11 protein-coding genes, 2 pseudogenes and 2 riboswitches are annotated in these 14098 nt (G+C 43.0%); of the genes and pseudogenes, 3 read left to right on the forward strand and 10 right to left on the reverse strand.

Annotation, left to right across the window (positions count from 1 at the left end):
* Positions 1-59: 59 nt before the first annotated feature.
* From DWW10_RS06745 to nrdD, 6 genes are all read right to left on the reverse strand, one after another.
* The gene (locus DWW10_RS06745; RefSeq protein WP_007212218.1) at positions 60-413 is read right to left on the reverse strand and encodes a DUF2023 family protein; all 354 of its coding nucleotides are present in this window, start codon (positions 411-413) and stop codon (positions 60-62) included.
* A 22-nt stretch (positions 414-435) separates the two neighbouring features.
* Positions 436-942: a flavodoxin gene (gene fldA, locus DWW10_RS06750; protein WP_022393618.1), complete on the reverse strand. Its 507-nt coding sequence runs from the start codon at positions 940-942 to the stop codon at positions 436-438.
* 120 nt (positions 943-1062) lie between these two features.
* Positions 1063-2274 (reverse strand): MFS transporter, encoded by a 1212-nt coding sequence (locus DWW10_RS06755; RefSeq protein ID WP_022393619.1) that lies wholly within the window; start codon positions 2272-2274, stop codon positions 1063-1065.
* A gap of 51 nt (positions 2275-2325) precedes the next feature.
* The gene (locus tag DWW10_RS06760) at positions 2326-4746 is read right to left on the reverse strand and encodes a sensor histidine kinase (protein ID WP_022393620.1); all 2421 of its coding nucleotides are present in this window, start codon (positions 4744-4746) and stop codon (positions 2326-2328) included.
* A gap of 102 nt (positions 4747-4848) precedes the next feature.
* Complete coding sequence (gene nrdG / locus DWW10_RS06765; RefSeq protein ID WP_022393621.1) at positions 4849-5313, reverse strand: anaerobic ribonucleoside-triphosphate reductase activating protein; 465 nt, start codon at positions 5311-5313, stop codon at positions 4849-4851.
* The gene (gene nrdD / locus DWW10_RS06770; RefSeq protein WP_118420999.1) at positions 5297-7390 is read right to left on the reverse strand and encodes an anaerobic ribonucleoside-triphosphate reductase; all 2094 of its coding nucleotides are present in this window, start codon (positions 7388-7390) and stop codon (positions 5297-5299) included. Before nrdD ends, nrdG begins: the two co-directional genes overlap by 17 nt.
* Before the next feature lie 129 nt (positions 7391-7519).
* Positions 7520-7740, reverse strand: a riboswitch (cobalamin riboswitch).
* A 91-nt stretch (positions 7741-7831) separates the two neighbouring features.
* A riboswitch (cobalamin riboswitch) is annotated at positions 7832-8035 on the forward strand.
* A 135-nt stretch (positions 8036-8170) separates the two neighbouring features.
* Here nrdD and DWW10_RS06775 point away from each other — a divergent pair.
* From DWW10_RS06775 to DWW10_RS06785, 3 genes and pseudogenes are all read left to right on the forward strand, one after another.
* A pseudogene (locus DWW10_RS06775) lies at positions 8171-8423 on the forward strand (biotin carboxylase N-terminal domain-containing protein); the annotation flags it as partial.
* 30 nt (positions 8424-8453) lie between these two features.
* Positions 8454-9816, forward strand: a pseudogene (locus DWW10_RS06780) (putative transporter).
* 111 nt (positions 9817-9927) lie between these two features.
* The gene (locus tag DWW10_RS06785) at positions 9928-10800 is read left to right on the forward strand and encodes a pyridoxamine kinase (protein WP_022393865.1); all 873 of its coding nucleotides are present in this window, start codon (positions 9928-9930) and stop codon (positions 10798-10800) included.
* A 144-nt stretch (positions 10801-10944) separates the two neighbouring features.
* On the opposite strand, the gene sucD is transcribed toward DWW10_RS06785, so the two are convergent.
* The 4 genes from sucD to DWW10_RS06800 all read right to left on the reverse strand — a co-directional run bounded on the left by sucD (position 10945) and on the right by DWW10_RS06800 (position 13889).
* A complete protein-coding gene (sucD, locus tag DWW10_RS06790; RefSeq protein ID WP_022393866.1) occupies positions 10945-11844 on the reverse strand; it encodes a succinate--CoA ligase subunit alpha in 900 nt (299 codons plus the stop codon).
* Positions 11841-12989: an ADP-forming succinate--CoA ligase subunit beta gene (sucC, locus tag DWW10_RS06795; protein ID WP_022393867.1), complete on the reverse strand. Its 1149-nt coding sequence runs from the start codon at positions 12987-12989 to the stop codon at positions 11841-11843. Before sucC ends, sucD begins: the two co-directional genes overlap by 4 nt.
* Positions 12990-13147: 158 nt before the next feature.
* Positions 13148-13252, reverse strand: coding sequence for a smalltalk protein (locus tag DWW10_RS25995; protein WP_156148567.1), 105 nt, complete (start codon positions 13250-13252; stop codon positions 13148-13150).
* Between the two features lie 94 nt (positions 13253-13346).
* Positions 13347-13889, reverse strand: coding sequence for an HU family DNA-binding protein (locus tag DWW10_RS06800; protein ID WP_118421000.1), 543 nt, complete (start codon positions 13887-13889; stop codon positions 13347-13349).
* Positions 13890-14098: the final 209 nt, after the last annotated feature.

The following is a 14098-nucleotide window of genomic DNA, read 5'->3' on the forward strand; positions in this document are numbered from 1 at the left end:
CCTACGGAATCCGTAGGCATTTTTTACAAAAACAACTAACTAAACACATGCAAAGTTAATCAAGCGCACCGGACTTTTCTTTCACAGTACCGTTCGCATTGCGCACATATATCATAACCTAACATTGCCCCGAGTATGAAATCTTCTTCGGGAGACAGCTTGTTCAGTGGCTGCCTTACCAAAAGACGGATTGCTTCGATACATTCCTTGCGCCCAAAGAAAAGATTGATCCTACCGTTTCCTACCGGCTGGATAACATAGCTTATCTTTTGGTCTGTCAGGCGTTTCACGGCAAAAGCTTCATACTTCTTGTTTGTAGTATAAAGTACCATCTGGCGTACTCCTTTCTTAAATTCGTAGATGTGGTTCAGGAATACTTTCAATTCTACCGGGTTAATGTCAGATATTGTCATAAGGCTATGGAATAAGAGAAAATTATGCCAAGTGATTTTTTATGTCGCTCACCCAAGTGTTGATACGTTCTTCCGTCTTATCACTTTCGTTGATGTCATCAAGAGCGAGTCCGACAAACATACCGTCGATGACGGCAATAGAGGAGGAGAAAGAATAATCTTTTGCAGATACCTTACCAACGATGGTACAACCGGAATCCTTGATATCTTCGTATATGATACCCATGCCATCGCAGAATGTATCGCAATAAGACTCAGCATCACCACAACCGAACAGGGCAATTGTTTTTTCTTTCAGGTCTGATTCTTTCAACACTTTAACGCCATCATACCAGTCATCCTGCAATTCACCGTCACCCCAGGTGGAAGTTCCTAAAAGAAGAACTTCGTATTCTTTTACCATGTCGGCATTCATTTTGCTGACATCGATTACATCAGATGCGGGAACACCAAGTTTAGAAGCGATTGTTTCGGCAATGCCTTGTGTAGTTCCGGTTGAGGAACCATAAAATATTCCTATTTTCTTCATACTATAAAATGGTTTAATTTGTACGGTTGCAAAGTAACGGCATCAGAGGGGTTTATGAAATACCCACAAATAATGAAATGTTTCTTTGTAGCTAACCACTTATAGGTATGATGGGTGGGGTCAGGTATTTGCTTTACGGTTTTTCTTCAAATCAGGCAAAAACCAGGTAACCAATCCGAGTAATGGCATATAAGCGCAGACATTATAAACAGCTTCGATGCCGAACTTATCCGCCATATTTCCCAATACAGCCGAGGCAATACCTGCCACTCCGAAAGCAAATCCGAAGAATAATCCGGAGATCAGTCCCAGTTTACTGGGTAATAATTCCTGCGCATATAACAGGATGGCGGGGAAAGCAGATGAAAGAATCAGGCCGACACAGAAACTCATAATAATTGTGGCAAGCAAGCCTACATGAGGCATCAGCATACTGAAAGGTGCGGCACCAAGGATGGAACCCCAGATGACATACTTTCTTCCGATGCGGTCTCCGATAGGACCGCCCATCAGTGTACCGATGGCTGTAGCCACAAGAAACACAAAGAGGTAAAGCTGGGAGTCCTGCACACTTACTCCGAATTTATCAATCAGATAGAAAGTGTAATAGCTGCTTAAGCTTGCCATATAAATATATTTGGAGAAGATAAGTATCAGCAGAATAGAAATGGAAAGAATCGTTTTTCCCATAGGCAAAGGCATCTGCATATGAGGTTGCAGGGAAATATGATCACGTTTCATCCGGGTAATGTATCCTTTGTACCATTTGCCGACAGGTATCATTACCATGATTGCTATCACTGATAAAATTGCGAATAATGCGATGTTGTGCCTGCCATAAGGTGCTACAATTAAAGCTACCAGTAACGGACCCAATGATCCTCCCAGGTTTCCACCCACCTGAAACAGGGATTGTGCCAATCCTCTTCTGCCTCCGGAGGCGAGCGAAGTGATGCGGGATGCTTCCGGGTGAAGTACGGAAGAACCTATACCTATGGTGAATACTGAGAACAATACCCAATAAAGATTCGTGGAAAAGGCCAGATTCAACATCCCCGTCATAGTGAACAACATACCCATCGGTAGTGTCCAGGCAAACGGGCGCTTATCAAAAAATAATCCGAATACGGGTTGGAATACCGATGCGGACATCTGATAAACCAGCGTAATCAATCCGATTTGTGCAAAACTCAACGTCAAGTCCTCTTTGAAAAGCGGATATGTGGCGGTTATGACGGATTGCAATAAGTCGTTCAGACAATGGGAAATACTTAATGCGATCAATATCGGATAAGCTATCGAGCTTACCGGGCGTTGTGTATTCTGTTGCATGATGGTTGCGTCTCTAATGTAAATCGGGCGCAAAGGTACAAAATAAAATGATTAATACGGATGAGTAAACCAAAAGCATGAACCTTCGCCTTCGGTTGATTCCACTCCGATTTTTCCTCCCATCTGCGATACTAAACTTTTGCAGATGGAAAGTCCGAGACCGGTACCCTGTACAAAGGTATTGAGTTTCACAAACCGTTCGAATATGCTGTCGATTTTTTCTTTGGGAATCCCGACGCCTGTATCACGTACATAGAATTTAATTTCATGGGGGGCTGTCTGTTCATATCCCAAAGCTATAGTGCCTTGCTTTGTAAACTTCAATGCATTGTTTATGAAATTGGTTATGACCTGCATGAATCGATTCTTGTCTGTATAAATATGACAATCGGGCATACATTTCTCGAAGACCAGGTCCACAGTTTCCGGTACTTTCATCTCCATCGATTTGATGATTTTCATGCAGCTTTCGTTTACATCCAGATCGGAACGTACGAAGTCGAATGTTCCGGATTCTATCTTCGAAAGATCGAGAATATCAGAAACCAGTTGCAGAAGCAATTCATTGTTTGTTTCTACTATTTTGATATATTCCTGGCGTTCTTCCCTGTCGTCTGTTTCTGCCAGCAGACTGGAAAAACCAACGATAGAGTTGAGCGGAGTACGTATTTCATGGCTCATGTTGGCAAGGAAAGCAGACTTCAAACGATCCAGTTCTTCGGCTTTGTCACGGGCAATGATCAGCTTCTGTTCTGTCTCTTTCAAGGGGGTAATATCATAGTTGATACACAGCATTTCAATAACTCCATCCTGAGGACGATAATCTCTGACCATTACGTTTATACTGGTCCACGAATATTTTTCGTTACCTCTGTTGACGCGTACTTCTTTACTTAAACTTGTGGCTTTCCCTTCTTTAACCTGACCTACAAATTGTTTCAGGACAGCGCAATCTTCCGGGTGCACATGAGAATATACTCCGATAACCTGAGGCATGGGAGTGTTTTCTTTTTCACCTAAATTCCGATACCATGTATCCTGGGCATACCCGTCTCTTGTCATTACATTAAAATGAGCAAAACCCACTTTGGCATAGTCGCCTATCAGGAGGAATAGATTTTCAAACTCTTGTATTTTGGTGTATGCACTGGTGGTTTCTGTTGTATCTATATTGATAAACAGGTAATTGCTGAATTGATTCTGCGAATCGTAAAGCAGAGCCACTTTGGTTTGAAGATTGATAACATCTTTTCTTCGACTTGTGACGTATCGGTCGATCTTTGAGAAATCATAATTGATCGAGAAGTCCACATTCTCTTTGGCACGTAATTTTTCTTTCACGTCTTCGGGAATATTGGGATTCTCAAACAGTGATACCCCCAGTGCTTCTTTCATATCCGCCAAGCCGAATATTTCAAGTTCTTTATCATTCATATCTACCAGATACCCGTCTTTGTCGTAAAGCTCGATACCTACCGGCAGATTCTTATAAATATTACGAAGAATTTTCTCACTGTGATCCAATGCGCGGCGATCCTCTTTAGCCTGAAGTTCCGCTTTACGTAATTGGAGGCAAATGCTGATGATGTTTCCTAAAGAAGAAAACCATTGATGGTCGATGTTACTCCAGCTGCGGTGTGTTCTGACCATATCGATACCCATATATCCCCATACCTTATCTTTGGATAGGAGAGGGACTGCCATTACTGATTTGATGTCTTGCATCTCCAGGGTATCACGGTAAATCTTTGCTTCGGGTGGCATATCATCCAATGTATTCAGAATGATTGATCTCTTTTCTGAGATTTGGCGATCCCACCAGAGAGAATCATCCCAAGGTACATTCTGTAAGAAATCCAGTTCCTGGGATATTCCTTCGGCTGTTGCTTCGTAAATACAACTTTGTACTTTATGTTCCCTGTCTATTTCGATTATATAGGTGCGGTCCCCTTTGGTTTGTTTAAGGAGATCATTTAATATTTTATTGATAATCTGCGTAATATCATCTGACTGCAGAAAAGCAAGCAATGAATAAGAAAGGCTGTTTTGTTGATAAAGCAGGCTGTTTACCTGAAGGGAGTCAGTGCTTTCACTCATTTCTCCGGTCTGCTTTTCTATGCATTGCAGATATCCTATCATATTTCTGTAACCTTCTTCGTCCGGTTGTTTGAAGCTGATTTTAGAATACACCCATATATCCCCATTTTTTGCCCGGATGGGGAACATCTGCTCATAGGTTTCTATGTTTGTGAGCGAAAAGTATTCATTCCTGAGTCGCCTCCGATGATCCTCCCGTATTCTTCCGTGAAAATCTTCGAAACTGATCCGGTCGCTTTCAAGTCCGAGTAAGTCAATTATAAAGTCTGAACAAATATATTGGCGATTCTTCAGGTCCGATTCCCACCAACCCATTTTAGCCATTTGCGCAATCTGGCGATATTTCTCACAGTCAATATTTGGCTTCTCTTTCATACATCTTTTTGCTCCTGTTTTCTATTCTTTATTAAAATCTCAGTGGGCAAATATAGAGATAACTTTTATATTTTGAGGGTTTTGTTGTCAAAAGAATGCTTTTTACTGTCGGAATCGATAGGTAATATCATCCATTTTGTCCTGTGTAATCTTGTAAAGCCGCTGGTTGGTATGTTCGGACTTCAGGCCGCCGCGACTTTCCATATAGGGCCCGAGTTTGATATATTGGAAATTCTGTATAGGGAATTCTGCAGGTAATTCCGGTTTTCCGGAATACCAGCCTACTTTCACCGGAGCGATCTGCTGCCTTTGTAGGAAATCTGCGAAATATGCTACATCATAAGGATCCGCATCTCCGCCCATAAAGCAAACACACGTAACAGCCTTTCCATACTTTTGCAAAAGTATGGAAAGGTTTTCTTCTGTCAATGGCTCTCCGACATTTTGTTGGAGATAAGGACTGTGGCAACCTTTGCACCTGTTCGGGCAATTGGACAGGTTGATTGCCAATGTCACTTCATCCGGTATCTCCTGGAAAACAATGTCGTAATCAGTGTACTTCAGCATAATATCTTCGGGCAGCCTCCTTTTGCCGGGCTTGAGAGAAATTGCTGATTCGCTTCATATAGCCGATGACGCGGGTCAGATAGTCCACGTTTTGGCTATGACATTCCGGACACTCTTTCAAGTATCTTTTGTCAATGTGGTTGCATTCGTTGCAAACCGTGTTAGGTATATTGAAAGTAAAGTAATTGCAGCCCTCAGTGGCGGCTACCCGAAGTAATTGTCTGTATTGCTTTTTGCTTAGATGTTCTTCCAAATTCATATGGAGTGCCGAACCACCCGTTAGATGCTCTATATACCTGTGTCCATGCATACGGAACTTATCAATGACGTTCAGCGACTCATCCTCTACAATGTAGAAATAGCTGTTATAGCACTCGCGGAATGTCTGGAAACCGGCTTCTTTGTCCCATTTGGCATGTTTCACACCTACATTTTCAGCCGGTATCATTTCGCAGTTAAAGAGTATATCTTTCGTGCGGTATTTCTTATTGTATTTTTCAACTATTCCCAAAATTTCCTGTACAAAAGCTTCATATTTAGGATTATCGTTGATTTCAATACCCATGAATTGAGCAGCTTCCACCAGCCCGTTTACACCGATTGTCAGGTATTGGCGTCCCATATTGATGTATCCGGCATCGAACAAGGGGAGCATGCCTTTGCTTTGCAGATTCTTTAAATTCTCATTATAGGCCAACTGTACTTTGTGTACCAGATCTACTACCTCTTCAAGGAAGAAATGATAAAGCAATCCGGATTTTACAGCGTGCTGGATACAACGGTTCAGGTTGATAGTCAACACACTTTTTGAACCGGTAGATACACCGCCAGCTCCCAAGGTATAGCTGAATCCATTATCCTGTATTTCATTACGCAACCGGCAGCAACTACTCAGTGAGTCGGCATTATCACTCATGTATGTAAAGAAAGAGTGTCCTTCCGCATACATTTCAGCAGTGAAGTTACCATATTCTTTATCCAGAACATCTCCGTCTTTGGTCAGCAATGCCATTGTCTCCACGGGAAAGGTAAGAACGGCTTTGGTACGTTCCTTATTGAACCATTTCATAAAACGCTTTTGCAACCAGCTCAATGATTCCCAATGGGGAGCGTTTCCGTCAGGGAAGACGAAATGTTCGAAAAGACTATTGAAATAGTACTGATCATAGTAAGCCACATTCCAGAATACTGCCTGGAAATTCCGGGCACCCGTAGGCTGATTGATGGAGTACACGATTTGCTCGAAACAATCAGTAATTATTTTATCTATGGTCCTTTGTTTGGTGGAAAGGTCAGCAAGCTGTTCCGGATGTTTGTAGTAATCCTCTCCGAATTCTTTTTCTATGAAATAATTCATATACATCAGAAACTCTGGTGTGGCGCAGGCACCGCTGAGCATGCTCGATACGATGAATACCATATTGATAAATCCTCCACAGAAAGACTTTAGATTGGTGGGGGCGGTGGAGTTACCTCCTATGGATGCGGTTCCGCTTATCAGCCACGGATACATGGTGATACTTGCACAATAATTGGCAAGATTGGTCTCATCATTTTTGTATATGAAGTGTTGATTCAGCAAGTCAATATAGCGGTCTGAAAGTTCTTTGCCATACATATCTTTTAGGCGGTCGGTCAGCAAACGGCGGTTCAGGCGGATAAAGTTCGATTTGGGGAGTTCACCTATCAGAGTGGCTATGTTTTTATTCTCTACATTGGCATTAGCATCATACTTGCTACCGGTGGCGGGGTTGGATGCATCACAGTAGTCCATCAGGAAACGGAGCTTGTCACGTACCTCCCGGTCTTCCAGATGCTTTTGTCTATATAGCATGAATGCTTTGGCCACACTGTAATAATGTTCGGCCATCAAGGCTACCTCTACCTGATTCTGAATATCTTCCACGCTGGTTCCATCACTGATACTCACGCGGCTGAGTATATTGGTGATGACGTCTTGCGTGGCAAAACTACCTACCGATAAAAAGGCTTTACTAATTGCATTCTTGATCTTATCAAGTGAAAATGCTTCTTTCTTCCCATCTCTTTTGACGATGAATGTCTCCGAATTGATCATACCTGTAATTTAAGATTTAACAAACTATTCTTTTTTGTTTAGCTGTGCAAACATACGGGCATGCGAGAAGATAGAGTAATAAAATGAATCTTGAAGGATACGTTCTATTGCTTTTTCACCCGAAAGCCTGAATGTTTGTGGATGTCGGCAGGTCTTCTGACTTGTTTCCGTTGTGGCGCCTTCCCGGTCTTTACAGGACCAGTGGCTCAAGAATGCCACAATCTTTTCTCCGGAATAAATGGGGAGATGAAACTTACAGCTACGGGGATAGTCCCTGATTTTCACAGGATTCCCTTTTAATCCCGTTTCACGTTTGCAGTGATTCGGAAACCGTTATCGCTGACAAAGTTAGAAATAAAATCTATAATCCAACAGATGATAGGAAAAAATATTCCCGGCTTACATTTTTTGTTTTAAAAGATATGTTCAATGATAATTTCCACTATCTTTACCCCGAATTGGTTTCGGATGAACTATTCCATCATTCGGATTAAAAGGGAATCGGGTGTAAATCCCGGACAGTCCCGCTGCTGTGAAGCTCCATAACTTTCTGATAAATACTTTAGCCACTGGCTGTGAATTAGAGGTCGGGAAGGAATCAGAAAGGGAGTCAGTCAGAAGACCTGCCATTCGTTAAAGGTTGTTTCTACTCGTGGGATTAGGGAAACAGTACGAAAATATAATTGTTTTAATTTAATTAATGCGAAAGGGATGCCTATGGAGAAGGTATGTCCGTGTTGTGGTGCGACCTTTGAGTGTATGCACGATCAGATTTTGTAGCACGAAGCGGATGCCATTCACCCCGGATATGGCTTTTTATCTGAGAATGCTGATTTTGCCCGCCGCTGTAAGGAAGAGGGTATTATTTTATCGGTCCTTCTGCCGAAACAATGGAAGCGATGGGAGATAAAATCTCGGCCCGTAAACACATGATTGCTGCCGGTGTACCGGTAGTTCCCGGTACGGAAGAGCCGTTGCAAAGTGCTGAAGAGACTGTGCGGTGTGTAATAGAATAGGGTATCCTGTGATGCTGAATATGATAAAATTATATATGCTTTAATTTATGGAACTATTGAAAAACCTTTTTGAAGGATATCCGGATCTTTGGGGTGGAGGAGTAGCTCATTCCGTCCTGATCCTTTCGCTTGTGATAGCATTTGGTATCATGCTGGCAAAAATCAAAGTTGCAGGAGTTTCATTGGGTATCACGTGGATACTTTTTGTAGGTATCGTGTTCGGACATTTTAATATGACTCTGAATGAACATTTGCTTCATTTTATGAAGGAATTCGGATTGATATTGTTTGTTTACTCCATTGGTTTGCAGGTGGGACCCGGTTTTTTCTCTGCCTTTAAGAAGGGGGGACTTACTTTGAATCTGCTTGCCATGCTGGTTGTTTTTTTAGGAGTAGTCATTACTATAATATTGCATTTTGTTACAGGTACTCCTATCACTACCATGGTCGGCATTCTTTCCGGTGCAGTGACCAATACACCTGGTCTTGGAGCTGCCCAACAGGCAAACAGTGATCTGAATGGTATAGATGCACCTGAGATAGCATTGGGATATGCAGTTGCTTATCCGCTGGGTGTGGTCGGTATAATCTTGTCTTTAATAGCTCTGAAATATATCTTACGTATCAATACTAAGACAGAAGAGGCGGAAGCTGAACGTGGTTTGGGACATATACAGGAACTCACAGTGCGTCCTATTTCGTTTGAAATTCGTAATGAAGCTATCGATGGGAAAAAGATAAAAGATATACGTCCGTTGATGAACCGCGATTTTGTGATTTCGCGCGTGCAGTATAATGACGGACAAAAAATAGAGTTGGTAAATTCTGATACGGTATTGCATCTGCGTGATAAAATTTTGGTTATCTCTACTCCTAAAGATATTGAAGCAATTAGTGTCTTCTTCGGTAAGCAGATTGATATGCAATGGGAACAGCTGGACAAAAAACTGATTTCCCGTCGTATTCTGATAACAAAACCGGAACTGAATGGAAAGATGCTTTCCCAGTTGAAGATACGTAATAATTTCGGAGCCAGTATCACACGCGTGAATCGTTCGGGAGTGGATCTGGTTGCTGCACCGCAATTGCAATTGCAGATGGGGGACCGTGTCACTATTGTGGGTAGCGAGTTGGCAGTCAGTCATGCAGAAAAAGTACTGGGAAATTCAATGAAACGTTTGGATCATCCCAATCTGATTCCTATATTCTTGGGCATAGCATTGGGATGCATCCTGGGTAGTACACCTTTCGTATTTCCGGGTATTCCACAGCCTGTAAAGTTAGGATTGGCGGGTGGCTAATGATCTAACCTCGTGTGATGCTCCTGCGGTGGGATATGCCACTGTTTATCCGCTCACCATGTTTTTACGTGTGCTTACTGCACAAATACTGATACTTGCATTAGCTTAATTCCTAAACTTTAATTGAATCAAACATTTTCTCTTTTAGCTTGTTCTTTACTCCCCGTAAGATTATCTTTGCGGGGAGTTTTTTATGTGAAAGAAAAATGTAGTAACCAAGATGTATACAAATAAAGTAAAGAAAATAGCAGCGGTTCATGACCTTTCAGGTATGGGACGCGTATCTCTTACAGTGGTAATTCCTATTTTGTCTTCGATGGGCTTTCAGGTTTGTCCTTTACCTACGGCTGTCCTTTCCAGTCATACACAATATCCGGAGTTTTCCATTCTCGACTTGACGGATGAAATGCCCAGGATCATTGCTGAATGGAAAAAGCTGGATATACAGTTTGATGCTTTTTATACAGGTTATTTAGGCTCTCCCCGACAGATACAGATCGTTTCGGATTTTATAGATGATTTCCGCCAGCCGGACGGTTTGGTAGTGGTTGACCCGGTATTGGGAGATAACGGTCGGCTATATACTAATTTTGATGAATCGATGATCCGGGAGATGCGTCATCTGGCAGCAAAAGCCGATGTGATAACCCCGAATCTGACCGAGCTTTTTTATCTGATGGATAAACCTTATAAAGCGGATAATACGGATGAAGAACTGAAATCCTATCTTCGGCTTTTGTCCGATGCCGGACCTCAGGTAGTTATTATTACAAGCGTCCCTGTCCATGGAGAAAGCCATAAGACTTCGGTATATGCCTACAATCGGGTAGGAGATCGTTATTGGAAAATAACCTGTCCCTATCTTCCTGCCCACTATCCGGGAACGGGGGATACCTTTACGAGCGTCATCACCGGAGCCTTATTGCAAGGTGACAGCCTTCCTATTGCCCTGGACCGTGCCACGCAATTTATCCTTCAGGGTATCCGTGCCACTTTTGGCTATGAGTACGATAACCGGGAGGGAATTCTGCTTGAAAAGGTATTGCACAATCTGGATATGCCTATCCAGAGCGCCAGTTATGAGTTGATTTAAAATGTAGTTATGTTGCCCGTTGGCGGAATTAATTTCTTTCTTTCGGGTTTTGAGAGAAAGTTGACAAGGGGACGAGTTGACAAGGGGACAAGGTTCCATGCGGCATAGAAGCATTGCGCAGCCCCTTGTTCCCTGGTCAACTTGTCAACTCGTTAACTTGTTTCCTTCCTTTCTGCACGGAAGTGAATCTTTTAATAAGATGGGAACTTCTGCCGGTTCTTTTGCCACTCGTATGCCTGCTGCCGTGAGTGCTGCAATTTTCTCTTCGGCAGAACCGGAATTACCGGAAATGATTGCTCCTGCATGCCCCATTTGCTTTCCCGGAGGCGCCGATTGCCCGGCAATAAAAGCGACAACAGGTTTTGTCACATGCTTCTGTATATATTCTGCTGCCAGTTCTTCTGCATTGCCACCAATCTCACCGATCATAACGATAGCTTCCGTATCCTTATCATTCTGGAACATTTCCAGCAGTTCACGAAAATACAGACCTACCACGGGATCACCTCCCATACCAATAGCAGTGGACTGCCCCATGCCATTGACAGTGAGATGGTAAACGATTTCATAAGTTAAAGTTCCGCTACGGCTGATCACTCCGATATTTCCTTTTTTGAAAACATTGCCGGGAAGAATACCCGCCAGACTTTTCTCCGGTGAAATTAAACCGGGGCAATTGGGGCCGATCAGCATTGCTCCCTTTAATTGGGTGAAGCGGTAAGCCTTGATCACGTCCAGAGTAGGGATACCTTCGGAGATACAAATAATCAGTTTGATTCCGGCATCTGCAGCTTCCATGATGGCATCTGCCGCATGGTTGGCGGGGACGAATATAATGGAAGCGTTGGCCTGCGTTTTCTCTATAGCTTCGTACATGGTGTTGAATACAGGAAGTCCGTCTACAGTACTGCCTCCTTTACCCGGAGAGGTTCCACCTACTACATGCGTACCGTATTCTTTCATTTTAGCAGCATGAAAATGTCCGTCCCTGCCCGTAATACCTTGTACCAACAAGCGGGTCGATTTATCGATGAGTATGCTCATAATATTTCTCCTTTCACTGATTTTACTGCCATCAGGGTAGCTTCATTCATAGTTTCCGCTACCTGAAAACGGTTACTGTCTTTTAATAGTTTTCTGCCGATATTCTCATTGGTTCCCGTCAGTCTTACAATGATGGGTATTTCCGTTTGCAGCTGATCAAAAGCCTGTATTAATCCTATCGCTACATCGTCACAACGGGTGATCCCGCCGAATATATTGATGAAGACAGCTTTTACTTTCGAGTCATTCAGTAATAACTTCATGGCTTCAATAACCTTTACAGGGTTTGAACTGCCGCCGATATCCAGAAAGTTGGCCGGTGAACCGCCGTAAAGCTTAATCATATCCATTGTAGTCATTGCCAGTCCGGCTCCGTTTACCATGCAACCTATATTTCCATCCATGCGTACATAGCTGAATCCTCTTTCCTTGGCCGTGGCTTCCAGTTCTTCTTCCGGAGTCAGTTCAAAAAGTGCATGTATATCGGGATGGCGGTAGAGTGCATTATCATCGAATACCATTTTGGCATCGATGGCCAGAAGTGTACCTTGGGTTGTCAATACTAACGGATTGATTTCTGTCAGTGAAGCATCACTTTCCATAAAGGCTTTATAGAGATCCTGCAGGATGGAGGTCATGCGCTTGGCTTGCTCTGGTTGTTCAAAAAGTGCGAAGGCAAAACGTTGTGCCAGATATTTGGGGAGTCCAATCAGCGGATCGATAAGATAACGGGTGATTTTTTCCGGTGTTTTCCGGGCTACTTCTTCAATATCTATTCCTCCTGCCGCACTTATGATAAGTACGACTGAACGTGCATTGCGGTCAATGGCAAAGCTGACATAATATTCAGCTGCGATTTCCACAGCTTCACTGACTAAAATCCGGGTAACGGGAAATCCCTTGATGGTCATATTCAGGATTTCCTGAGCATGTTGTCTTACAAGTTCCTCACTGTTTGCCAATTTTACGCCTCCGGTCTTTCCACGTCCTCCGGTCAGTACCTGAGCCTTGATAGCTACTCGGTCCGTGCCTAATTGCCGGAAAGCTTTGACTGCTTCATCGGGTGTATTACATAACACATGCCGTTCTACCGGAATTTCATACCGGGAGAAAATTTCCTTTGCTTGGTATTCATGTACTTTCATGGATTATGGATTAAAGTTTCTATCTCATCTAAACAAATAATGGAGCTAAAAAGTTGTTGAATAAGTGATTAAGGAGATAAATAAGAGATAAAGAGGTAATGAACTACCAGGAGTTTTACCTCCCGATAGTTCTGATAAAAACTTCCTGCTCTCATAGTCTATTTCATGCAGGAATTCAGTCCGAATACGCCTGCCAGGGCAGATGCTACGGCGATTACTACTTTGATGATCACACTCCAGGTTGAACTTGATTTTTTCTCCATGTGACAGTAATTTAGTGATTAGTGATTTAGTGATTAGTGATTAGCAATAGCGCAGACTTTCATTCTTAATTTCTAAAGGCTGCGCCTTTATACCCTATCCCAGCGGATCATCCTCTATGCCTCCGTCACCTCCTGAATTTCCACCTCCACCGGTGTTTCCTCCATCGTCTCCTCCCGGTGTGGATGTTTTGGAAATATCCACGGTGGTCTGTCCTGCCTTCTGTGCCTTGAGCACGGCGCGTGTGGCAGCGCGGGTAGGGACCGGTGAGAACTCCATACCGGCGAAGATGTTTTTCAAATCTTCTCCGGGGATAAACTGAATATTTACTCCGGTAATATTGGCAGTCGAGAATTTCTCTGCCGTTTCCGCTCCCCGGCTGGTTATCTGTAATCGGAATTTCCCCAGGTCTCCGAAGTCTACCTGTTCTCCTGCCCGCAGGCCGTCAATCATATTCTCGACGGTAGCGATGATAACGGCAGTCACGTCCGCCCTGCTGGCGGTGGTCTGCGATGATACTCTCTTGGCGAGTGCTTTTAGTGATAACTCTTGCGAAACCTGCGCTTTCGCATACGCTTTTTTGGCCTCTTCCAGATTCATTGGATTGCCCATCATTGCAATACTGTAATTCAATGCCATAGTTGTGAATTATGAATTAAAAATTAAAAAATGAAGGATGAAATTCACCCGGGTAAGTTCAGTGGAATACTGTGCTTCCCGTGGTGAACAAAACAAAGGTACGATGTGCTGAGGGGTGAATAATGAAAGGGCTTATTCCTTCATGAAACTGCATGATAAAGAGTGAAAAGTATTTGTCTAAGATGAGTTGTATGTAATATAAAATGCTT

Origin of the sequence: Bacteroides intestinalis (assembly GCF_003464595.1) — a bacterium.
GTDB classification, from domain to species: Bacteria; Bacteroidota; Bacteroidia; order Bacteroidales; family Bacteroidaceae; genus Bacteroides; species Bacteroides intestinalis_A.

What these genes read in the sequence shown, in the direction of transcription:
- DWW10_RS06745 (WP_007212218.1), bottom strand. Translation starts at nt 413, where the DNA reads ATGACAATATCTGACATTAACCCGGTAGAATTGAAAGTATTCCTGAAC.
- fldA (WP_022393618.1), bottom strand. Translation starts at nt 942, where the DNA reads ATGAAGAAAATAGGAATATTTTATGGTTCCTCAACCGGAACTACACAA.
- DWW10_RS06755 (WP_022393619.1), bottom strand. Translation starts at nt 2,274, where the DNA reads ATGCAACAGAATACACAACGCCCGGTAAGCTCGATAGCTTATCCGATA.
- DWW10_RS06760 (WP_022393620.1), bottom strand. Translation starts at nt 4,746, where the DNA reads ATGAAAGAGAAGCCAAATATTGACTGTGAGAAATATCGCCAGATTGCG.
- nrdG (WP_022393621.1), bottom strand. Translation starts at nt 5,313, where the DNA reads ATGCTGAAGTACACTGATTACGACATTGTTTTCCAGGAGATACCGGAT.
- nrdD (WP_118420999.1), bottom strand. Translation starts at nt 7,390, where the DNA reads ATGATCAATTCGGAGACATTCATCGTCAAAAGAGATGGGAAGAAAGAA.
- DWW10_RS06785 (WP_022393865.1), top strand. Translation starts at nt 9,928, where the DNA reads ATGTATACAAATAAAGTAAAGAAAATAGCAGCGGTTCATGACCTTTCA.
- sucD (WP_022393866.1), bottom strand. Translation starts at nt 11,844, where the DNA reads ATGAGCATACTCATCGATAAATCGACCCGCTTGTTGGTACAAGGTATT.
- sucC (WP_022393867.1), bottom strand. Translation starts at nt 12,989, where the DNA reads ATGAAAGTACATGAATACCAAGCAAAGGAAATTTTCTCCCGGTATGAA.
- DWW10_RS25995 (WP_156148567.1), bottom strand. Translation starts at nt 13,252, where the DNA reads ATGGAGAAAAAATCAAGTTCAACCTGGAGTGTGATCATCAAAGTAGTA.
- DWW10_RS06800 (WP_118421000.1), bottom strand. Translation starts at nt 13,889, where the DNA reads ATGGCATTGAATTACAGTATTGCAATGATGGGCAATCCAATGAATCTG.